At 62.4% G+C, this 21,013-nt stretch carries 20 protein-coding genes; 5 read left to right on the top strand and 15 right to left on the bottom strand.

The genetic code is table 11. The annotated features are described in order from the left end of the window. Positions 1-504 precede the first annotated feature (504 nt). The gene (locus E2N92_RS07110) at positions 505-4,230 is read left to right on the top strand and encodes a hypothetical protein (RefSeq protein ID WP_220680516.1); all 3,726 of its coding nucleotides are present in this window, start codon (positions 505-507) and stop codon (positions 4,228-4,230) included. Positions 4,231-4,254: 24 nt separating this feature from the next. On the opposite strand, the gene E2N92_RS07105 is transcribed toward E2N92_RS07110, so the two are convergent. Both E2N92_RS07105 and E2N92_RS07100 read right to left on the bottom strand, forming a co-directional pair. Continuing rightward, on the bottom strand, positions 4,255-4,836 hold the full coding sequence (locus tag E2N92_RS07105) for a DUF2115 domain-containing protein (protein ID WP_220680515.1): 582 nt from the start codon (positions 4,834-4,836) through the stop codon (positions 4,255-4,257). Between the two features lie 37 nt (positions 4,837-4,873). Beyond that, positions 4,874-6,085, bottom strand: a complete 1,212-nt coding sequence (locus E2N92_RS07100) for a deoxyguanosinetriphosphate triphosphohydrolase family protein (RefSeq protein ID WP_220680514.1) — start codon at positions 6,083-6,085, stop codon at positions 4,874-4,876. Between the two features lie 202 nt (positions 6,086-6,287). On the opposite strand from E2N92_RS07100, the gene E2N92_RS07095 reads away from it, so the two are divergent. Next, positions 6,288-6,560, top strand: coding sequence for a hypothetical protein (locus E2N92_RS07095; protein ID WP_220680513.1), 273 nt, complete (start codon positions 6,288-6,290; stop codon positions 6,558-6,560). Here the strand turns inward: E2N92_RS07095 and E2N92_RS07090 are convergent. The 7 genes from E2N92_RS07090 to E2N92_RS07060 all read right to left on the bottom strand — a co-directional run bounded on the left by E2N92_RS07090 (position 6,508) and on the right by E2N92_RS07060 (position 12,635). Continuing rightward, positions 6,508-8,037 (bottom strand): RNB domain-containing ribonuclease, encoded by a 1,530-nt coding sequence (locus E2N92_RS07090; RefSeq protein WP_220682968.1) that lies wholly within the window; start codon positions 8,035-8,037, stop codon positions 6,508-6,510. The genes E2N92_RS07095 and E2N92_RS07090 overlap by 53 nt on opposite strands. A 443-nt stretch (positions 8,038-8,480) precedes the next feature. Continuing rightward, positions 8,481-10,787, bottom strand: coding sequence for a hypothetical protein (locus tag E2N92_RS07085; RefSeq protein ID WP_425515767.1), 2,307 nt, complete (start codon positions 10,785-10,787; stop codon positions 8,481-8,483). A 404-nt stretch (positions 10,788-11,191) separates the two neighbouring features. Beyond that, the gene (locus E2N92_RS07080) at positions 11,192-11,416 is read right to left on the bottom strand and encodes a type II toxin-antitoxin system HicA family toxin (RefSeq protein ID WP_220680511.1); all 225 of its coding nucleotides are present in this window, start codon (positions 11,414-11,416) and stop codon (positions 11,192-11,194) included. Continuing rightward, positions 11,409-11,642 carry a type II toxin-antitoxin system HicB family antitoxin gene (locus E2N92_RS07075; RefSeq protein WP_220680510.1) on the bottom strand — a complete coding sequence of 78 codons (234 nt, stop codon included), beginning with the start codon at positions 11,640-11,642 and terminating at the stop codon, positions 11,409-11,411. Before E2N92_RS07075 ends, E2N92_RS07080 begins: the two co-directional genes overlap by 8 nt. A gap of 91 nt (positions 11,643-11,733) precedes the next feature. Next, a complete protein-coding gene (locus tag E2N92_RS07070) occupies positions 11,734-12,072 on the bottom strand; it encodes a HepT-like ribonuclease domain-containing protein (protein ID WP_220680509.1) in 339 nt (112 codons plus the stop codon). After that, the gene (locus E2N92_RS07065; protein WP_220680508.1) at positions 12,065-12,358 is read right to left on the bottom strand and encodes a nucleotidyltransferase family protein; all 294 of its coding nucleotides are present in this window, start codon (positions 12,356-12,358) and stop codon (positions 12,065-12,067) included. The genes E2N92_RS07070 and E2N92_RS07065 overlap by 8 nt, the downstream gene beginning before the upstream one ends. Before the next feature lie 85 nt (positions 12,359-12,443). Beyond that, positions 12,444-12,635, bottom strand: coding sequence for a hypothetical protein (locus E2N92_RS07060; protein WP_220680507.1), 192 nt, complete (start codon positions 12,633-12,635; stop codon positions 12,444-12,446). 163 nt (positions 12,636-12,798) lie between these two features. Between E2N92_RS07060 and E2N92_RS07055 the strand changes: the two genes are divergently transcribed. The 3 genes from E2N92_RS07055 to E2N92_RS07045 all read left to right on the top strand — a co-directional run bounded on the left by E2N92_RS07055 (position 12,799) and on the right by E2N92_RS07045 (position 13,978). Continuing rightward, positions 12,799-13,374, top strand: a complete 576-nt coding sequence (locus tag E2N92_RS07055; RefSeq protein ID WP_220680506.1) for a cache domain-containing protein — start codon at positions 12,799-12,801, stop codon at positions 13,372-13,374. Between the two features lie 104 nt (positions 13,375-13,478). Further along, positions 13,479-13,667, top strand: a complete 189-nt coding sequence (locus E2N92_RS07050) for a hypothetical protein (protein WP_220680505.1) — start codon at positions 13,479-13,481, stop codon at positions 13,665-13,667. After that, positions 13,667-13,978 carry a type II toxin-antitoxin system RelE family toxin gene (locus E2N92_RS07045; RefSeq protein ID WP_220680504.1) on the top strand — a complete coding sequence of 104 codons (312 nt, stop codon included), beginning with the start codon at positions 13,667-13,669 and terminating at the stop codon, positions 13,976-13,978. The genes E2N92_RS07050 and E2N92_RS07045 overlap by 1 nt, the downstream gene beginning before the upstream one ends. A gap of 375 nt (positions 13,979-14,353) precedes the next feature. On the opposite strand, the gene sepS is transcribed toward E2N92_RS07045, so the two are convergent. The 6 genes from sepS to queC form a co-directional block, all read right to left on the bottom strand. Then, the gene (gene sepS / locus E2N92_RS07040) at positions 14,354-15,937 is read right to left on the bottom strand and encodes an O-phosphoserine--tRNA ligase (RefSeq protein WP_220680503.1); all 1,584 of its coding nucleotides are present in this window, start codon (positions 15,935-15,937) and stop codon (positions 14,354-14,356) included. Further along, positions 15,934-16,845 (bottom strand): 4-demethylwyosine synthase TYW1, encoded by a 912-nt coding sequence (twy1, locus tag E2N92_RS07035; RefSeq protein WP_220680502.1) that lies wholly within the window; start codon positions 16,843-16,845, stop codon positions 15,934-15,936. Before twy1 ends, sepS begins: the two co-directional genes overlap by 4 nt. Next, positions 16,826-18,490 carry an arginine--tRNA ligase gene (argS, locus tag E2N92_RS07030; RefSeq protein WP_220680501.1) on the bottom strand — a complete coding sequence of 555 codons (1,665 nt, stop codon included), beginning with the start codon at positions 18,488-18,490 and terminating at the stop codon, positions 16,826-16,828. Before argS ends, twy1 begins: the two co-directional genes overlap by 20 nt. Next, positions 18,490-19,761, bottom strand: coding sequence for a peptide chain release factor aRF-1 (gene prf1 / locus E2N92_RS07025; RefSeq protein ID WP_220682967.1), 1,272 nt, complete (start codon positions 19,759-19,761; stop codon positions 18,490-18,492). Before prf1 ends, argS begins: the two co-directional genes overlap by 1 nt. 82 nt (positions 19,762-19,843) lie before the next feature. Beyond that, on the bottom strand, positions 19,844-20,341 hold the full coding sequence (locus tag E2N92_RS07020) for an NUDIX hydrolase (RefSeq protein WP_220680500.1): 498 nt from the start codon (positions 20,339-20,341) through the stop codon (positions 19,844-19,846). Continuing rightward, positions 20,338-21,012, bottom strand: a complete 675-nt coding sequence (gene queC / locus E2N92_RS07015; protein WP_220680499.1) for a 7-cyano-7-deazaguanine synthase QueC — start codon at positions 21,010-21,012, stop codon at positions 20,338-20,340. Before queC ends, E2N92_RS07020 begins: the two co-directional genes overlap by 4 nt. Position 21,013 lies beyond the last annotated feature (1 nt).

Raw genomic sequence — 21,013 nt, 5'->3', positions numbered from 1 at the left:
GCCTCAAGCATGCGGGATGAAAATTTCTCGTCGCTTGATCTCTTTTTTCAAGACAGGAGAATTGGTGGAGGCACGTCTGAACGACGTGCCTTCCCCACCATATGCACCGGGAGCAGCGCCTCCGAACCCCCAGGATGTAGATTGGGCCGGGAAGGCAGAGAAAAAGATCCTGAAGGCGGTGTTGCCGCCCTTGACAGAACCGTCGATCCAGAACTCTTCTCCAGAGCCACGGTTTCATCGTTTCTTCGGATCTGAACGCCCTTTTTCCCCTGGGTTCAATGATTGTAGTTAACAATCCCGGCACGATCAGATGATATTTCGAAAACTATATGGGATGGTTCATGCATTGATCTGACAATATTCAGGGCTCTGATATTTCATTTATTGTTTTTTGATCCCTCGATCCGGATCAATCGTCCATATGCGATGATTTCGAGCCCGGTATGCCCCAAAATTCGTACTCCCGGATAAAATGTGACGTGAAAGACTATGATGTCGAACAGATTGAAATGCATCGCTGCGCTCCTGGCGGCCTTCATGCTCCTCGCACTCCCCGCGGGGGCATCGGATCTCGTTGAGAGCGGCGAAAATATCTCTTGTGATGACGGTGCCGGGAACGACACCCTCGCTCTGAGTGCCGAAGAAGACCCCGCCCCTGCCGGCGAGGTCGCCGCCGCACCGACCGATGTCAGCATCGAGGCGAACTTGGAGAAGGTTGTCAGGAGCAATGACTTCTGTGTGACCATCGGCGGTGCGTCCAAGAAGCAGTATTACCTCTTTGTCGAGGACGTTGGCATCAGTGACGCAGGGTATCCGCTGATCAGGATGGGCTGGCCTGGCGTTGACATCATTGGCGACGCCCCCTTCCCGGACGCGCCTGCTGCTGCCATTGCGAACGAGAGACGTGCCGGGGACGGTACCCACTTCCCCGACCGGACCGCTGCAATCGTGCAGACCGGTGACAGCGGCGCGATCTATGTCGGTTTCTCGACCACCCCCGACACCACGCCCCGTTCCTTCACCATCAGCGTCGTCGACCCTGAGGATGAGAACAAAAATGACGCCGTCGGGGTGACGATCGAGAAGGGAGAGGTCACCATCACCGCAGAGGGGGCGGGTACCTACTACCTCGGTGAGGAGATCAGACTCACGGGTACCAACACCGAAAACGACGAAGTCTTCCTCTTCATGACCGGGTGGGACCTCTGGAACCGCAACGGCGTCTCGCTTGAAGACATCGGGCTCAAGACCGATCTCGACATCGACGGTGCGGTCAGGTGCGATGTCGAGTCCGACGACACTTGGGAGTACCGCTGGGACACCGCTCCCCTCGGTGCCCTCCTGGACCAGGACACCTACACCATCTACGCGGCCAGCAAGAGAGAGAACGCCGACGGCCTCGTCAGCCAGACAAACCTGAAGGACGTGAAGTACCAGACCATCGGTGTCTACCTGAAAGAACCGAAGGTGACGCTTGATGACGGTGCGTCCATGGTTGCCGGCGGCGACGAATTCACCGTGAGCGGGTATGCCGATGGCGATCCTGACGAGGTTTTGATCTGGATCGTCGGGAGAGAGTGCCCGGCGTTCGGCGTGGTCGCACCGGTTCAGAGCGATGGTTCCTTCGAGTACACTCTCGGGGGCGACGTGACCAGGAACCTCCCTGACGGGCAGTACTTCGTCGTCGTCCAGCACCCGATGTATGACAGCGTCTTCAATGTGTGTCCCGAGCCAGCGAATGGGAAACCGTACCAGATCCGGGACGGAGAGGGAAAGCAGATCGACCTCGGCGGTTATCTTCCCTCTGAAGCCGTCGCCACCCTCCTTTCCGCCATCGAGGGACCGGGGTCTGACGACATCCATGCGGAGACCTCTTTCACCGTCGACGACGACGGGATGACGGTTGCCGTGGAGGGGACGGGCGTCTTCGTCCTGGGCGACGAAGTGACGATCTCGGGCATCAACACCGGGAGCGAGAAGGTGTATCTCTTTCTGACCGGCGGGGACCTCAGCGACGGTGTCGCGCCCGACGATCTCGGTGCCGCGGCGTCGGAGGGGAACTATGTCGTCTGTGAGGTGGCGGCCGACGACACCTGGGAGTATCGGTGGGACACCGCCGCCCTCCGCGGCGCTCTTGCTGCCGGCACCTACACTCTCTATGCCGCGGACCGCGACCATGACCTCGGCGGGCACGCGGTGGACCGCAGCCACCTCGACGGGGTACGGAATTCCACGGCGGCCCTGACTCTGAAGCCGCCCACTCTCTCCGCTTCCTTCAATAGGAGCACATATATCCTGAAGGGAGAGGGCCTCGAGGTCTCGGGGACGGCGACCGGCCACCCGGCAACCGTCCGCCTCTGGGCCCTCGGGGACGGCTCCAAGGTTCCGGGCGTCTCGGTGCCGGTCGCCGACGACGGCACCTACGAGTATGTGCTGGGGACCGGGGAGTCCGCCGCCCTTTCCGGGGATGTCAGGGTCCTTGTCCAGCACCCGATGATGGATGGCGTCTTCAACGTCTGCCCGGCTCCGGCGGATGGGAAGCCGTACCAGATCGAGGACGCCGCTGGGAACCTCATCGACCTCGGCCCTCTCTCCGCCTCTGAGGCAGAGGACATTCTTGTCGATGCGATGACGGCGTCGGGGTCTGACGATCTTTATAACGCTCTCTCCATCATGATCGGAGAGCACGGCGTCACCTCCGCCTTCGAAGGAGATGGGAACTACGCGATTGGCGACACGATCACCTTCTCCGGCACCGCCGCAGACACCGACACACTCTACCTCTTCGTGCACGGCCCGAACCTCGGTGATGGGTGCCCGCCCGACAATCTTGGTACCCCTGTGTCAGATGGAAACTACGTTGTCTGTGAGGTGGCGACCGACGGCACCTGGGAATATCAATGGGACACTTCCTCCACGGTCTGGCCGCCCGACCCCGGCACCTACACGTTCTATGCTGCAGCCATGGACCATGATCTCTACGGACATGCTATCGATGCCGCCCACCTGCACCGGGTGAGGCATGCCGCGGTAGACGTGTCCTTACACAGGCCCACTCTCACCGCCGCCCTTGACCACTCGAGTCTCAAGCAGGGCGACGTCCTGCTGATCTCGGGGGCGGCCACCGGGAGTCCCGAGACGCTCCAGTTCTGGATCTTCGGCGCGAACCGTCGGGTCGTCGGGGCACCGGTGCCGGTCGCCGACGACGGAACCTTCGCCTACACCCTCAAGGCCGACGAGACGAAGAAACTCTCAGGATCGTATTCGGTCATCGTCCAGCACCCGATGTCCGACGGCGTCTTCAATGTCAGGCCCTCCGCAGAAACGGGGAAGCAGTCCTGGCTGGTGACGGCAGAGGGGGAGACGATCGATCTCGGCGAACTCTCGGCCGAAGACGCCGTGGCCGCCCTGACCGATGCGCTGCACTCGCCCAACAGCGATGACAGCTACGAGAACCTCAGCTTCGTCGTCACAAAGGCCACCGCACCCTCGGGCGGCGGTGGAGGAGGCGGAGGCGGAGGCGGCGGTGCCGCACCCCGTCCCCCTGCTCAGCCTATCCCTCAGGTGGTCGAGCAGATCGGGAGCGCCTACCTTGAGGCCAGCGCGAACGGCACGGTCGAGACCGGAACCGTCGTCCTGACCGCTGAGAAGCGCGGCTCCCTCTCCCTCGACGCCGGCGTCACGGCACGGGACCTCTTCGGCAGGCCCCTGGAGAGGGTCAGCGTCAAACAGGTCTCTGCCGGGAGCCTCCCCGACACCGGCGACGACAACACCCTCAGGCAGGTCGGTCCCGGCCTGAAGTGCGGGCCCGACGGGGCGACATTCGAGCCCGCGGCGGAGATCGTTTTCACCCTCACCGAGGACGAGTGGGAGAGCCTCGGCACCGGCGAGGAGTTCGTGGTCAGGTGGTACAACGCGAAGACCGACGCCTGGGAACGGCTCAGCACGAAGATGAACCCGGCGAAGCGTCAGGTCATCGCCAGGGCGCCCCACTTCACCACCTTTGCCGTCTTCGCCGAACCGGCATCGGCACCGGTGGCCCCCGCTGAAACCACGTCTGTCGGGGCGACGAAGACGCTCTCTGCCGGTGCCCAGGTGGAGACATCGGACGGCGTACCGACAACCGAGGAACCGGTTTCGTCGGGTGGCGCCCCCTGGATGACGGTGGCCGGGGTCGGTGCGGCCCTGGTCCTTGCCGGCGTGATCTGCGCCTTCTGGAAGAGGAGATAAAAACAATCTTTTTTCCGGGGGGGTTCACACCCCTTCCATCTGCTCTGCCGGGCAGACATTGCAGATCGAGAAGGGGACGTCCTCCTCTTTGTCCCGGATCGGGCAGAGGTATTTCCCGCCCCGGCGCTCGACCGTGAACCCGCCCGGAAACGGGGTGCCGACCGGGTGGCCGGGGCCGTCCTCGACGAACATCGCATACCCGGTGACAAGATAGTAGAAGAAGGTGTTGAGCGGCCCGCCAAGACCGAACTCGGTCTCTCCCTGGTTCCGGAGGCAGCCGTCGGGGACGAGGGCGACGAACCGCTCGAAGCGCTCGCGGTCGGTGATCGCCCCGTCCATCTGCCTGAACTCCCCGCTCCGGTACGCCTTCATCGCCCGGTGGTAGGCGCCGAAGAGTTGCTCCTCGAAGTACGGGCGGGCGCGGCTCCGGTAGGGTTCGGGGAGGGGGTCGACCTCCTTCTTCATCCCGCCGCCGATGACCTGGAGGTCGAAGAGAGCGTATCGTTTCAGTTCCTCCGCGATCGCCTCGCCGAGTTCGCCTCTGGTCCGGCAGGCGGCGAGGCGGCGGACGGCGGTACGGATGCGGTCGGCGGCGTCTGGCATCATGGGTACGTTTGGTCCGGGAGGATATGAGGGGTGCGGGTCACGCCCTCTCTGCTCGCCGGTAGGTGCCCCTCACCCGTTCTGGGATGGTGACCGCCTGGAAGGTCTCGGCAAAGTAACGGTCGGTCATCCCGGCGATGAAGTCACGCACCTTCTCGCCGTCGCTTGCGTGGTCCAGATATGGCCGGGAGACCCAGGGGGCGTCGAGAAAGTCGGTGCAGATGGGGGAGTCCGCCTTCCCCCCCGCCAGGTCGGCGGCAAAGTGGTCGAAGAGAGTGACGAACATCGTTCTGATCTTCTCCTGCTGGGCGGTGAGTCTGGGATTCTGGTAGATGTGGTCGATGCTGAACTGCTGCATCCGCGTCACCGCCTCCGCCGCCTCGCGGGAGAAGGCGATCTCCGCTTCTTCGAAACTCTCGTTGACGAGGTCTTTGATGAGGGTGTCGATGACCGTCCAGTTGATCGTCTGGTAATTCTCGATGCCGAGGCTTTCACGGCAGATCGCCGCGAGGTCGTCGTCGTCCTCCTCGATCAGCCCGACCTCGATCGCGTCCTGGAGGTCGCGGCCCAGGTAGGCGATGACGTCCGCGGCCCTGACGACGCACCCCTCCATCGTGGACGGGAGGACCGGCGGGTCGTCTGCCCCCCGCCGGATCCGATCGCATTTGGCCGCGAGCGTCGCCGCGTCGAGGGGGCCGGTCGGGCGGAGGCGGCGGACGAACCGTTCGCCGTCATGGCAGAGGATGCCGTCCAGGGTCTGGAGGGTGAGGTCCAGGTCTTCGATGACGTCGAGGGACTGGATGCTCTGGAGGTTGTGTCTGAAGACGCCGATCCCCTCCCGCACGCAGATCTCGTTGAGAAACTCCTCGCCCTTGTGCCCGAAGGGCACATGCCCGATGTCGTGGCCGAGGGCGATCGCCTCGATCAGGTCTTCGTTGAGCCCGAGGGCCCGGCCGATGGTGCGGGCGATCTTGGAGACGAGCTGGACGTGGAGGACGCGGTGGGTGATGTGGTCGTTGTCGATGAGAAAGAAGACCTGGGTCTTGTCGATGTAGCGGGTGTAGGCCTTGGAGTGGAGGATCCGGTCGGCGTCGCGGTAGAAGGGCGGGCGGATGACGGGCTCTTCGGGTCTGAAGGGGTCGGTTTTTCTCCGGACGGCGTCGGCGTTCCGGGTCGCCCGGGGTGAGGCGAGTTCATCGATAGACGCCTGCCGCGCTCTGATTTTTTCAAGTATCCCGGGTTTTATGTTCATCTGAATGGCAGGATCTCATCGTCGGTACTATATAGTGGGTGCGGCCGGGTTGAAGAGAGCCGTGCGGTCTTTCGCGTCTGGATCTCTTTTTTAAGAATCATTTGCCGTTGAAAGAAGTTTCGGACTCTTCCAGATCTTCCATTCCCCGTGAACGTCATTTCATAATCTTTAAACCCTCTCCCGCCTCACCCCCCGCCATCCCATGATCTCCCCGTCGCCCCGGAACGGCGTCGTTTTCCTCGGTCTCTCGAACGGCCTTCTTCTCGGCGCCGCCGCCACCGCCTTCCTCTGGCTCGCGACAGCCTCGCTCCTCCTCGTGATCCTGAACGGGCTGGTGATCCTTCTCGGGGCCGGGACGCTCCTGATCTGGCGGTTTCTCGGCGGCCTTTCCGACGCGCTCGTCTTCCTGGAGATCGGGGGCATCACCGTCCTCGAGTTCGCGATCTGTATGGGGTGCGTGCTGGCGAGCGGGTGAGACGGGAGCGTTCTCGCCCCCAGACCCGTTCGAAATCGATGTAGCCGTTGTACGGGTCGGTGCGTATCAGGCGGACGCGGACATTTTTCCCGACGTAAAGCCCGAGTTCGCCCTGCATCACCCGCCCTTCGACCGGGGGTGCGAGGAGCCTGACGTACGTCCCTTTCTCCGAGGCGCCGGTGACGATGGCGTCGAAGACCTCGCCGGTCCGGTCCTGCAAGAGCACCGCGGCCGCGGCCTTTCGCATGAACCGCTCCACCTTCTCGGAGGCGATCTCGCGGTTGGTCAACCATGCGGCGAGGTCTTCGAGTTCATCGCGGGTGTACGGGCACCTCTCCCCGCGGAGGGCCGCCTTGATCAATCGCTGGATGACGACATCGACGTAGCGCCGGTTCGGGGCGGTGCCGTGGGTGTAGTCGGTGACCGCGAGGCCGAAGTGGCCGTACGGGGGTTCGCCATGTTCGAGGGGCAGATAGATCCCGTGCCCGATCAGTTTCACGATCGTCAGGGAGAGGTCGGGGAAGCGTTCGGGGTCGGCCTTCTTCCGCCTGGCAAGAAACTTCGAGAGGGCCTTCGCGCTGGGTCTCGCCGGGAGGTGCCAGCCATATCCGGCGGCGGTCTTCACGATCCCCTCCCAGTTCTTCGGCCGCAGCACGACCCGCTGGATCATCGGGACACCGGCCCCGTCCAGGAATGCCGTCATCGCCCGGTTGGCCCCGATCATGAACTCCTCGATGAGGCGGCGGGCTGCGTTCTGCCGCGGGACGACGAGGTCGGTCACCGTCTCCTCCTCCATCACGGCCCTGGCCTCGATGGTCTCGAGGTCAAGTGCCCCGTGCTCGGTTCGGTATCTTCGCAGGCGGCGGGCCGCTTCGTCCTGGAGGAGGAGTTGCTCTTTCAGGCCGGGGACATCGGCGAGAGCCGCGGGCGGGCCGCCGACGCCGTCCAGCCAGTCGCCGACCTCCTCGTAGACGAGTTTCGCCCGGTTGGAGACGACCGCCCGGTAGACCCGGCCCGGCCTGGTGCTCCCGTCCCTGCGGACGGTGTACTCCACGACGACCGCGAGGCGGCCCGGCCCGCCCGGGAGCAGCGAGGTGATCCCGTGCGAGAGGCGTTCGGGGAGCATGGAGAAGGTCTCGACGCCGGTGTAGACGGCGGTGCCGTTGTGGGCGGCGTGCCGGTCGGTCGCCGAGGCTTTCGGGACGGCGGCGTCCACGTCGGTGATCGCCACCCTGACCAGGATCCCGCCGCGGCGGGCGCGTTCGCAGTGCTCGATCTGGTCGAGGTCAAGGGAGTCGATGTTGTCGATGGACGACCAGAGGAGGGACCGGAGGTCGGCGACGTCCTCGGGTACGGCCGGCGCCTCGATCGCACCGACCTCCCGCTCGACGGCCCGGGAAAATCCGGGATAGAACCCGTAGGTCTGCATGGTGCTCCGTGCGATCGCCTTCAGGTCGATGGGTGCGTGCTCGTTCATCGCCGGTCGAGGGGAGATCCGTCCCGGAGCATAATTATCTTCTGGCATGCGGCGGTCGGAGTCGCCGGAAAATAGGTGGTTGGAGGGAGCGAGGCGTCGGCGATCTGAATGTCGCGGGGAATGCCGGGCCCCCTTTTTTGTCGTTTCACCCGGTCGAAATGATCGGCGTGCCGCTCCTCTTCAGGCGGTGATTTGCACTTTTGCAATGGTTTTCACTCTTTTGCTCCCGGTTTGCGCCGCGAACGCCACAGCCTGTGTCGGCAGATCCGGGAATGGCGGGGCGAACGCCTGAATCTTCCCCGCCGTTTGCACCCGTCACGGTTTCACGGCCGGAGACACCCGGCCACCGTGATCAGGTATGCCGTGTGCTCCCGGAAACGTGTGCAAATTTACCGGGGTACCTGTACACACTTCTCTCTCTGTACTCTGTACGTAGATCCGGGTCATGAACGGCTTTCCTCTGCGGCCGTTACGTTTTCACCCGGCGGGTGGAAACCGGGTGCAAAAGTGGAAACGTCGGGATCGTCGTCGATCCAGACGTCCGCCTTCGCCGTCCACTCGCGGTAGATCCGATAATCGAATGAGAAATAATGTTCCCGGCGTCTCATCTCGACCCCGTACCGCTCCTCGGCCACCGTGGCGTCGATGGGGCTTACCGCCGGGCACTTGTCCAGGATGCCGGTGTAGGTCGCCTTGCTGTTGCAGTAGCCGTGGAGCAGACGGTAGGTCTTGTTATAGGAAAGCCCGAGGGCATCCTGGAGTTGCCTGATCGTGAAGATCTCCAGGCCCATCGCCGCGATCGTCTCCAGCGCCGCCGCCTCGTTCCTGGTCTGTTTCGTTTCCTGTCCGCCGGCGTCGCGGTTGATCGCAAGGAACACCCGGCGGGCGGTGTCGAAGTCTTCGCGGGTGGCGATGAGGCTCCCGTCCTCGTCCTGCTCGCGCTGGTAGGACTTGAGGAGGGCGGAGGCCTTGATGAGGTCGAAGAGCATGGCCGGGTTGCGGCGGTTCCTGGCCGACTGGAAAGAGATCCGCGTCGCGAAGGGGATGCGGACGTAGACGGTCCGCTCCTTGAGGATCTCCCAGATGGCCCGGCAGACGTGCACGTCCTCGTCCTGCTCCCGGTCGCGCCGGCGCTGTGCCTCGGCCTCTTTCATGTGGCCGAGCACCTCCAGATCCTGATGATTCGAGTCGTCGATCCAGACGGTGAGCATGCGGTTCATCACCTGGTCGTCGCCGACGCTCTTGACCTTCGCAAGCCACCAGACGCACCGCTCCGGGATGGTGCAGATCCGGAGGCGGCGGTCGGAGGTGAGGGTCCGGTGCTCGATGGGTTCTCTGAACCGGGTGGTGGCGTTTTTCAGGAGTTCCTGCATATCGTCGGAGAGGGAGACGTCGTCGAAGAGAAAGACGCTGCCCGGCCTGAGGTCGTCGTGGTAGTAGAGCGCTTTGTCCGAGACCGTGCCCGTGATCTGGAAGGCTTTTGGGATGAGGTCGAGCATGGTCTCGCAGGTGTGGGTCTTGCCTTTCCCTGAGATGCCGGAGATGGCGACGTGGAGGCCGTGCGTGTTCTCGACCGACTGGGAGGCGATGGAAAGGACGAGGCACTCCGCGACGGTGTGGTCGCCGACGTGCTCCCGGTGGAAGGTGTCGAGGATGAAGGCGAGAGGGTCGCCGCGGGTGAGGACCTCCATCGCCCGCTCCCTGAACGCGTCGGGTTCGGGTGCAGGCGCGGGGGGTGTCCTCTTCTGTGGTTTATTTCCGATCTTCTGCTCGTGCATGCCTCGCAACTCAGGCCACCGCTGCGCCCCGCCGCCGCAGCTTGTGTGGTGGCACCCGGCATAGATGGCGCCGCTCGGGAACTGGATCGCAAACGCCCCGTCGCGGTGGGCGTCGCTGAACGGGCAGTCCTCCAGGACGTAGAGCGTCCCGCCCTGCCAGGGCCTGGTGCTCCGCACGCCGATCCCGTGCGCTGAGAGCCATGCCCCGAGGTCGACGGGCGCCTTCTTCCCCTTCGGCGGGGCCGGTGCATCGACGGGGAGGGGGGTGGCGATCGCCCTGAGCAGGTCGGCGGTGACGATCTCCGCGTGCTCGGGCACCGCGAGGATCTTCGCTCTTCGGTGCGGGCGGTCCGGGGTGTGATCGCCTTTGCGCGAGAGCGTGCCATAGAGTTCCCAGATGCGGGCGGCGTTGAAGTTCGCCGTATCGACGACGACGGAGTCGTTGGAGAAGACAAGGTCCAGGGTGGCGAGCACGCCCTTCACCAGGGCGGTCGCCTCGTCGTCGTTGGGCAGGTCGATTGCATAGAGCAGATGGGCGCCGTTCCCGGAGTCGGCCTTTACGGGATCGGGGAAGCCCTGCTCGGAGAGCCAGCGGGCGATCGCGTCGGCCCGCTCGATCGCCGCGGCGTGCTCCTCATCCGTCGACGACACCCCGCTCGGCCGCACCGGGTCGAGGTCGATGGGCAACCACCGGCGTCTGTTGATGTCGGCGTCGGCGGTGGTGGGATCGGAGCGGGTCAACCGCATCTTCACGCGGTTCGCCCGCCTCGCGAGGAGCGCCGGGTCGACGACGTTGAGCGTGACATAGATCCCTTTCACCTCGGGATCGGCGTCGAGCGCCTCGGCGGCGGCCGTGAGTTTTGCAAAGTCGTCGAAGTACCCGGAGTGGGTGAAGCGGTCGGCAAGTGCCCTGAGTTCCACGACGCCGCCCTTGGGGAAGAGGGCGTCGAGGGCGTCGGCGATCGGGTTCATCGTCCGGCGGGTCGACGGGTTGTCGGCAGTCCTCCTTGAACCGGTGTTGGCGCACGTTTCAATCCGGGGGCTGCCGGTTGTTTTTTTCTTTCGGTGCATGGGGGAGAATGGGTGAGCGGGGTCTTAAGGTTGCCTTATGGGAGGGTCGGGGGCTCGCCGGGATGGTTGGTGGGAAGGCATGAGATCGATGGGTGCAAGGACAAGGGTCACTGATGATCATACATGCCACCCTCATTGCAGGATCTTCACCTCCATCTCACGCGGGGGTGGCGATTGAGCGGTGTTCGTGCGGTATGCTCGAAGCGTGCTTTCGCTTCATGCCTGATTCTTAAGAGCCTGAAATTATCGTCTTGAAGAGTGCGGGTGGTGAGGAGAGCGGGGGTGCTGGCGGGGCAGGGGACGGATCATGTGAGGTCTTTGAGTTCTTCTCTTTTGATCCCTGCCTGTCGGAGAATTTCAAGAAGAGTACCCGTGGGTAGATCCTTTGCATGGGCCGGGACCGTCACGCGCCGTCCTGTCTCTGGGTGACGGTAAAGGTGGTGGCTGCCCCGTGTTCGTACCAGGACAAACCCTTTCCTCTCAAGGATTTTGATGACTTTTTGCGGGGAGAGGACAGGGATTTTAGGCATGTGCTTCGACGGTCAGCGTATATTCAAGGGTATCTTCCTCGGTCGGGATCTCTTCTCCTCTTTCGGTCAGGTCTTCCAGGTACAGTTCGATCGCTTCTTTTGCCATGGCGATCGCCTCCTCGATCGTGCCACCGAAGGTGACGCAGCCCGGGAGTGTCGGTACCGTGACGGTGTAGCCTCCTTCCGGTTCTTTCCGCAGAAGAATGCGATAATTGACGCGGCGCATGTCTCTTTCCTCTCGTGTTGGATCGATCTGTTGTGGAGGGGTTATGGCTGAAATAGATTTTGTGATGAGTGAAACCTCTCTCTTCTCATGATTATTCTCTAAGGATCGACTCGATCCGGCTCCGGAAAACCGGGAGGTCGGTGCGTGCCGTCTCCCAGACGATCCTCATGTCGACGCCGAAGTAATGATGGATGAGTTTGTCCCGCATCCCGGCGACGGCACGCCACTCCACCTCGGGGTGCGCCTCCTTGAAATCGGTCGGGAGATTTTTCACCGCTTCCCCGATGATTTCGAGGTTTCTGATCACGGCGTCCTGTGTTTTCGTATCCTGGAAAAAGTTCTCAAAAGTAAGGGTGGCCGTATAGCGTTCGATACGGTCGATGGCTTCGAGGATGTCGTGACAGGAGAGAACTGGGTCGGGCTCAGACATAGGCCGTTTCCGCCGCGATCCTCTCCTTCATGATCGGTTTGATGGCGTCGGGGGTCACCAGGTCGACCGGCGCTGCAAGCCGTTCCGAGAGGAATTGCTCCAGTTCCATGAAGGTGAAAAAACCGACCGGCCGGGAGAACTCGACCAGGATGTCGATGTCGCTCTCCGGCGTCTGTTCGCCGCGGGAGACCGACCCGAAGACTCCGATTCTCGCGACATGGAATCGGGTCGAGAGTTCGTCTTTGAGGCTTGCAAGGGTGGCAAGCACCTCCTCCCGGGACTGCATGAGGGGAGATCTGGAGGGGATGGGGATAAAGGTTGTGACGGGTGGGATTTGTGAAGGGTTTGAGGTGGTAGGACGATTTTTTCTTTCATCGGTGGGGAGATCTGACATCTCTGACCGTATAGAGATCAGGCTCTTCGTTCAGGAACGTGGAGAGCGACTGCTCTGAGAGTTTCATCATCGCCGCCGCCTCTCTTTCATGAAGGAGTTTGTCGATCGTTTCAGTAAGCATCCTGACGCTCTCCTTGATCTCTTTAACGTCTGCTTCGATGCCGGTCATGGTCTGTCCTCCTCGATTATGCACTCCATCGAGGGAGTGGCCAATCAATCTTTGCGTCCGGCATATCATTGCCGTTGCGGCGTGAGGTCTGCCGGCGTTCCGGGCAGAAAGATGTCGCTCGGCAGAATAAAATATATAGTATTTTCATCTGAATTTTCTTCTCATGAAGCAATCTGCTCTGGTGATTCTCATATCACTCCTGATCGCGGCGGTCCTCCTCGCGTCGGGCTGCACCGGGGTGCAGCAATCCGAAACGCCCCCGACCCCCACCCCGACGGAGACGATCGTTCCCGCGACCACGACCGCACCCGCAACACCGGCGGTGACGCCGTCGCACACCGAAGACGAGATGGTGGCCTTTGTCAAAGAGGCGGTGGCCTTCGCGAACGAAGAGGGGAAGGCCGCGGCTCTTGCGGAGTTCTCCGACCCCAACGGCTCGTTCACGCGGGGCGACCTCTACATCTATGCCTACGACTTCAACGGGACGACCATTGCCCACCCGATTAACCCTGAGATGATCGGCGTGAACCGCCTGGACGAGGCCGACGTCAGCGGCGACCTGTATATCAAGGAACTTCGGGACGTTGCCCTGAACGGCAGCGGGTTTGTGTATTTCCATTATGTCGACCCGGCGCAGAACATGACCGTCCGGCCGAAACTGGGTTATGTCGAGAAGGTGGACGAAACGTGGTGGCTGGGATCGGGGATCTATGGGGTCGAAGAGGCGGGGAGGGACTGAACTTTTTTTTTTGTTTTTTTTTTTTGGTGTGGAGGGGTGGCGACACGCGTGAATGTTCCGGGTTCGATACTCTTATGTTCCACTGCTGGTGATCATTCTCCTTGATGACTGCCGCGGCACAGATCACCATCTCGGAGGAGACGCTGGCCCTGCTGAGGGAGATGGGATGTGAAGGTGAGAGCGACGATCAGATTATCAGGCGGTTGATCGAGGAGCGGGCGATCGTCTCGCTGGACCGGCGCTGGAATCACATCCTGGAGGAGGATGAATTTTACCCGGTGGAAGAACTCTGATGTACAAGATCCTGATCTCCCGGACGTTTCAGAAGCAGTTTCGTAGACTGCCGGCCGGGACGCAGGAGAGGATACGGCTCTCTCTTTCTGGACTGGAGGAAGATCCCTTCAACCCTCGTCCGGGTACCGATGTCAAACCTCTTCGCCACACCTCGCCGCAGAAATATCGCCTCAGGGTCGGGGGTTATCGTGTCATCTATACTGTTGAGGGCGATACGGTCCGAGTCGTTGATGTGATGACGCGGGGGCGGGAGTATTCGGGGGTTTGTGAAGAGTTTGTGCCGTTAGCGTGGATAGGTTCGATCCAGTGATGGATCTTTTATCAGGGCTGTGTTGAGATCTTGATCGTGCTTCTCACAAGAGGGGGGTGGGCAGAAATCGAGCATCTTGCCGCCCCTCGGCTATCTTCATACGTGGGGGGTCCGGGGGGTCTCCCCCCGGTGTAAGAAGGCAGTGAAGATTCTATGATGTGGGCGGTCGGTCTGATCAACGTTTCTTCCCAAACGCTTGCGCCGGGAGCACGGCCCCCGGAACCCCTGGATTGCGATTGAACCGGGAAGGCGGATGAGAAGATCATGAAGAGATAATTTCCCCCGCTGATCCCATCGGTGCGTCAACGACCCGGAGATTCCTCTCCGCCATTCGCACGCCGAACAAAAATACTCCAGATCAGAAAAAAAAGAAAGTTATCCCAAAATCTCCGCCCGCACCGTCACAAACACCGGCCCGCGAAGATCGATCTTCTTATTATTATCAGTCAGGTACCGCATCGCGTGCCCCGCGATCCTGAGATTCACATCGGACGGCACCTTCGCCATCTTCACCTGCACGCTCGTCTCCTCGCCGCAGCGGACGGCCTCCTCGATCCTCGCCGCCGCCAGCGCCGCGATCGTCTGGATGTACGAGAGATGCGCCGGGGTGCCCTTCTTCCTCACCTTCCCGAACTGCGGGGTGTCGGGGACGCCGAGCACCTTGCCGTCCTGGACATAGATCTCGTTGAAGGTCGCCGGACCGCAGAGCTTCGAGTCTTCTTCGTCCTCGACGACCGAGACTTTGACCTGGCGGCCGAAGAGGTCGCCCTCCCACGCGACGAAGGCGCAGGGCGACGGTTCGGCCGCGTGTTCGGTCGCCGTCGCGACGACGGCCTCGGCGATCTCCCGTCCGAGTGCGGTCTGCGGTTCCTCACGCGGTCTGACCGCCCGTGCGATGTCCAGGTCGGTGAGGTGCTGCGGGAAGAACTGCGGGTACGTGAGCGCCCTGATGTCGTCGGCCTGATACTCGATCATCGCCAGACGCTCGACGCCCAGGCCCAGGTTCATCACCGGCACGCCGACGCCGTACTGCGCCAGGGCCGCCGGTGAGTACATCCCGAAGGTGGCGACCTCGACCCACCCGAGCTCCGGGTGCTTCGCGTAGACCTCGGTCTGGGTGTCCGGGATATAATATTTGGAGCGCTTCTCGTCGGGACGGAACTCGAAGTCGGTAAAGCCGAAGGCCGAGAGGAGCGCTTCGGAGACCGCCTTGCCGTCCTCGATCGTCACGTCCTCCCCGGCCACGATGCAGGAGGCCGAGTGATAGGTCATCAGCCTGGTCGGCCCCTCCTCCTGCTCGCGGCGGAAACAGCGGTCAATCGAGAACATCCTGACCGGCAGGGCCGCCTTCTCCCACATCGCCCCCAGGGTGAGGAACCATCCTGAGGTCATGTGCGAGCGCAGCGTCGTCCTCGAGGACTCGGGCGCGAGTTCCCTGAACTCGGGGAAGACCTCGTCCATGATCCTGACCACCAGGGCGTCGTCGCAGGAGAGGACCGCCGCGAGTTCGTGGGTCAGTTCGTCCCCGTCGACCGTTCCCTTCTTGTAGCCGTGGAGCGTCTCGCGGAGTTTTTCTTCCTCCTCGTCCGTGACCTCGCGGCCCAGGATCGTTCCGATCTCCTCCAGGCGCTTCTTGCCGATCCCCACGTTCGGACGCGGCAGACCGCCCAGGTAGAAGACCCGGTCCAGGACGGCGCTGGCCTCAGGCCCGAACTGCTTGTACACGTCCTGCTCCTCGATGAAGAGCGGGACCCGCGCCTCCGCAAAGCCCATCTCCAGGTACACCTCACGGAGCCGCTGGATCGTCTCCGCGATCGGGTGTGGGCGCGCCCGCGGGTAAAACTTCCGCGGGTACGTCCCGGCTATCCCTGGCTGGTCCAGGACCTGCGGTCCCTCGTGCCACGCCGCCTCGAAATCTTTGCGTGCACGTTCCTTCCATTCTTCCGGATCAAACCTCATTCTCCTCTCTCCATCAAGACGACCCGCGAAATCGGGGACTCGTCGGTGATCTCGTATTCGCAATGTTCGGCGACCGCCTCGGCAAACCGGCGGACCTCGGCGTGCTCGGGCATGTTCTCCCGTGACAGACGGTTACGACTGTATCCAAGATACATATATCCCTTGATCTCGATATACTTCGGCCTCGCCGCGTCGTACATCGCCGCATACCCGGCCGGGTCGAAATCGTTCATCCCCTTGACGATCGTCGTGCGGACCGCCGACCGCCTGGACGCAAGCAGCCCCAGGCTCTCCTGGATTTTGTCCCAGAAGTCCTCGATGGGGTTGCAGAGCTCGAGATAGGTCTCGCGGTCGGGAGCGTCCAGGGAGATATAGGTCTGGTACGGGTGGCACCGTTCGATCATCTCCGGGTGCGTGCCGTTCGAGACCAGGAAGGTGGTGTAGCCGTCGTCGTTGAGGAGGTCGATCAGTTCGGGCAGACGCGAGTAGCAGGTCGGCTCGCCCGAGAGTGAGATCGCCACCATGTCGGGCTCGAGCGCCTCCTTGAACCGCTCCTGCGTCACGTACGGCGAGACCTTGTAGCCCGAGAGCGCCCGCTTCTGGAGCCTCCTGAGGTTCGCAAAGATCTCTTCGGGCGGACACTCCTCCGCCTTCTCCACCTCGTACTCGAACGACCGCCAGCAGAAAAGACAGCGCTGGTTGCACGTGAGCGTCGGGGTCATCTGCACGCACCGGTGGCTGGTGATCCCGTAGAACTGGTGCTTGTAACACATCTCGCCCCCCTTCAGGGAGCGCTTGTTCCACATGCACGGCTTGACCGCCGCCGTGGACTCGGGGGAAAAAAACTGATAGCCCTGCTTTTGCAGGGCCCCTCGTGGGCTTTCGTCCTCACATCGTCGTGATCGCATCGATACCAAGCGTCTCCAGGGCTTCCTTGAGGGTGTTCTGCGCCGCCTTCACAAGGGTAAGCCTGCTCTGCCTGGTCACCCCCTCGCTCTTCAGCACCGGGACGTACCGGTAGAAGGAGTTGAAAAGGTCGGCGAGGTCGCGGGCGTACGCCGCCAGCAGGTGCGGGCGGAGATCGCGGACCACCTGGTCGATGACCGCCGGGAACCGGGCGATCTCTTTGGCCAGGGCCACCTCGTGCTCCTCGGTGAAGACATAGGCCGGTTCAAACTCCCCGGCCTTCTCCAGGATCGAACAGGCGCGTGCATGCGAGTACTGGACGTACGGGCCGCTCTGCCGCTCGAAGTCGAGGGCCTGCTCCCAGTCGAAGACCGTGGACTTCTCAGGCGAGATCTTGACGATATCGTACCTGACCGCCGCGAGGGCGACCGACCGCGCGATCCGCTCGCGGTCGCACTCGGGAAGTTCGGGCCGGCGTTCCGAGACCTCGAGGAAGGCCTTGTTCGTCACCTCGGCGATGAGTTCGTCGGCCGAGATGAACTTCCCGGCCCGCGTCGACATCGAACCCTCGGGCAGGGAGACGAACTCGAAGTTGACGATCTCGGGCGCCTTCTCGCCGAGGAGCTTCAGGGTGCACTGGAGCTGCGCCCCGATGAGCTTGTGGTCCGCGCCCAGCACGTCGATGATCCGGTCGAAGTTCCGACCCTTCCAGGTATGGTAGGCAAGGTCGCGGGCCGCGTAGACCGACGTCCCGTCCGACCGCCTGATCACGTAGTCCTTCTCGAACCCACACTCGGTCAGGTCGAGGGCAAGCGTGTCCTCGTGCTTCGCCTGGGGCATCCGGTCGATCCGCTCGATGATCCGGTCCATGTCGCCATTGCGGACAAAGTCGGACTCCCAGACAAACCGGTCGTGCACGACATTGAGCCTCCTCATCGTCGTCTTGAACCCGTCGAGACAGTGGGAGACGACCTCCCTGAACATCCTCTCGGTCTCGGGGTCGCCCTCTTCGATGAGTTTCATCCGGCGGTCGATCTCCGCCTTGATCTCGGGCTTCGCCTCGATCGCCCGGTTGGCGGCCACATAGACCCTGGCGATGTGGTGGTCTTCCTTCTCCTCCTCGTCAGCCGGGATATCGAGGTTGTCGAACCCCCACGAGACGATGGCGATCTGGCGACCCATGTCGTTCACATAATACTGGACCTCAAGGGGGTAGCCCGCCTTCCTGAAGACCCGCGCCAGGGTGTCGCCCAGGATCGAGTTCCTGATATGCCCGACATGGAGCGGACCGTTGGGGTTGGCGCTCGTGTGTTCGAGGAGCACCCGCTCGGGGTGTGCCGGGAGTTTCCCGAACCCGGGCTCCAGCGCGGCCTTCAACGCCTCCTGGACGTACGTCCCACCCACCGTGAAGTTGATGTACGGTCCCTTCGACTCGACATCGACCCCGGCCGGCGCAAGCCGCTCTTTCAGTTCGGCAGCCAGTTCGCCTGCAATGACCACCGGCGACTTGCGCCGCGTCTTTGCCAGGGCAAAAGCGATCGTCGTTGCAAAGTCGGCGTGTTCCCCCCCATCGACGACGTCGACCTCTTCTTCTCCGGTGCATGCCCGGAGCGCTTCCTCAATCTGCTTGCGTGTTTCGAGGAACATCAGTATCCCGTCCTGTATCTGAGAATCGCTGCGATCCCGCCGAAGGCGGAGAAGAGCATCGACCCCTCTTCAAATTCGTCTGATATGATCTCGACGTTCGTCCCGCTCTGGTCGGCCAGAGCCGTCAGTTCGTCGATGATGTCGGTCTCCTCCTCGATCTGGAGCGGTGCGCTGCACTTCGGGCAGATCCCGAGGTCGAGGTTCCTGACCGTCTTGCCTGGCTCGTTCCTGATCGTCTCTTCTCTCGAGTGGCCGCAGTTGCCGCAGGTGATCTTCAGGCGGGTCTCCCGCAGGCGTTCGGAAAGAATGAGGGTATCGACCGACCCCATCTCCAGGTTGCGCCGCACGCTCTCCTCGCCGTAGGCGGCGGCCCCGTCGTCCTTGACGAGTTCTTTCAGGAAGCGGTCCATCACCTGCTTCTCCTGCACGACCTCCATGCCCTTGAGGGCGTCCTGGGCGCTGTCGACCAGTTCGGAGAGGCCGCTCTCGTTGGTGTAGGCCACATCGAAGAGCCCGAGCACCCGTTTCTGGACCTCGTGGTGAAGGTACCCCCCCTCGTTGAACTCCTCCTTCGTCGGGGACGGACCGCCGATGAGCAGGCCCTTGAACCGCTCGAAGAAGTCCTTCTCGGCCATGAAAATCTCGCTCGAATGGTCGCCGACCTTCTTGTAGAACTCGTTGATGGCGATGAGCCGCAGTCGCTGGAAACGAGCCGAAGACTGACCGCCCTTTCGCTGCTTGCCCGGGACCGTCGAGGTCGCTCCGCCGATCGGTTCGATCCGGTTGCCCCGCAGGAAGCCCCAGTAGGCCTCTCGCCGGTCGATGACCAGGAGCCCGTAGACATACTTCTCCTCGAGCATCTCCTTGAGAGGCTCGAGTTCGAAGGAGGACGAGCACCGGTACATATAGAGGTTCAGCGGCTCGGGCGGTTGGACGATATCGCACTGGAGATCGGTCCGGTCGCCGACCGTGCTGACCGTCCCGCAGAAGATGGCCATGCCGTTTTCCGGCGGGGTCTTGAAGTACTTGAGCCTGGAGAGGATGGAAGAGATGGCGCTCTGAACGTTGGTTCTGGTCTGCTTGCTCTTGATGTTCGAGCACTGCCCGAACTCGTCTCGCAGCTGGGCCGTCACGTCATAGATCTGTTTGTCGGGCGGGATATAGAGCGAGATCAGTTCGGTCCCGCTTCCCTGCTTTGCTTCCAGTCGCTCGAGCATCTTTTTGAACTCGTAGCGCTGCCTCGCACTGTCCATCTCCACATTCTCGGTCATCTCTTCGCTCACCAATCTTCAAAGCTACTATGTATTCTCTTCAATGTCAGATAAATTACGCGCGTTTCCGGCGTCCGGGCCCTCATCTGAGGCACCGGCAGATGATCGCGATCGTCTTGGCGTCGGCGATCCGGCCGTCCCGGCACATCGCCTTCACCTCGGCGAGCGGCACCCGGACCACCTCGATCATCTCGTCGTCGTCGGGCTCGTACTCGTGCGACGGCGTCAGCCCCCGAGCCTCGAAGAGGTAGATCTGCTCGTCCGAGAACCCCGGCGTGGTATAGATGAACCCGTGGGGGATCATCTCCGCCGCCGCAAGTCCGCACTCCTCGATCAACTCCCGGTGCGCTGTCTCGACCGGTTCTTCGCCGGGATCGAGGGTGCCGGCCGGGGCCTCGTAGATGTATTCCCCGATCGCAAACCGGTACTGCCGGATCAGATAGCAGTGGTCATCCTCGATCGGGAGCATCACCGCGGCGTTCCCCGGCCTCACCACGACCCGCTCCTTCTCCCGTCCGTCCGGTAGGGTGAACCGGTTCAACTCGACTTTCAGACGTTTTCCTGAATAGATCTCTGTCATGCTCTCTCCCTGTATGGTATCGGGTCCTCGATCCCCAGGGCCCTGAAGGCTTCGAGCCTGAAGTGACAGGACTCGCAGACCCCGCAGGCGGCGTCCGAACTCTGGTAGCAGGACCAGGTGTGCTCGTACGGCACGCCGAGGGCCACGCCCTTCCTCAGGATCTCGGTCTTGTTCATCCTGACGAAGGGCGTCATCAGGGTGATCGGCTTTTCCCGGGCGGTCCCCAGGTCCACCGCACGCTGGAACGCCTCGATGAACTCGGGCCTGCAGTCCGGGTACCCGGAGTAGTCGGAGGACTGGACCCCGATAAAGACGGCGTCGGCGTCCCGCGACTCGGCATAACTGACCGCCATCGCGAGAAGGTTCCCGTTCCTGAACGGGACATAGGTCCTGGGGACACCCTCTTCCTCCTCGTCCCTGAAGTCCTTGACAGGGATCGAGGGGTCAACCAGGGCGCTCGCCCCGAACTGGCTGAAGTATCCCACGTCCACCTCGCAGAACTCCTCGGCACCGAGAAGCCCGGCGATCTTTTTTGCACAGGCCCGTTCCTTCTCCTCGGTCAACTGGCCGTAGGTGAGGTGGAGGGCCAGGATCTCGTAGCCCATATCGGCTGCGACATAGCTGAGGGTGGTCGAGTCCATCCCGCCTGACAGCAGGCATACCGCTCGCATT

The sequence above is a fragment of the Methanofollis formosanus genome, assembly GCF_019633745.1.
Taxonomy (GTDB): Archaea; Halobacteriota; Methanomicrobia; order Methanomicrobiales; family Methanofollaceae; genus Methanofollis; species Methanofollis formosanus.
This window is presented reverse-complemented; position numbering and strand designations above follow the sequence as displayed.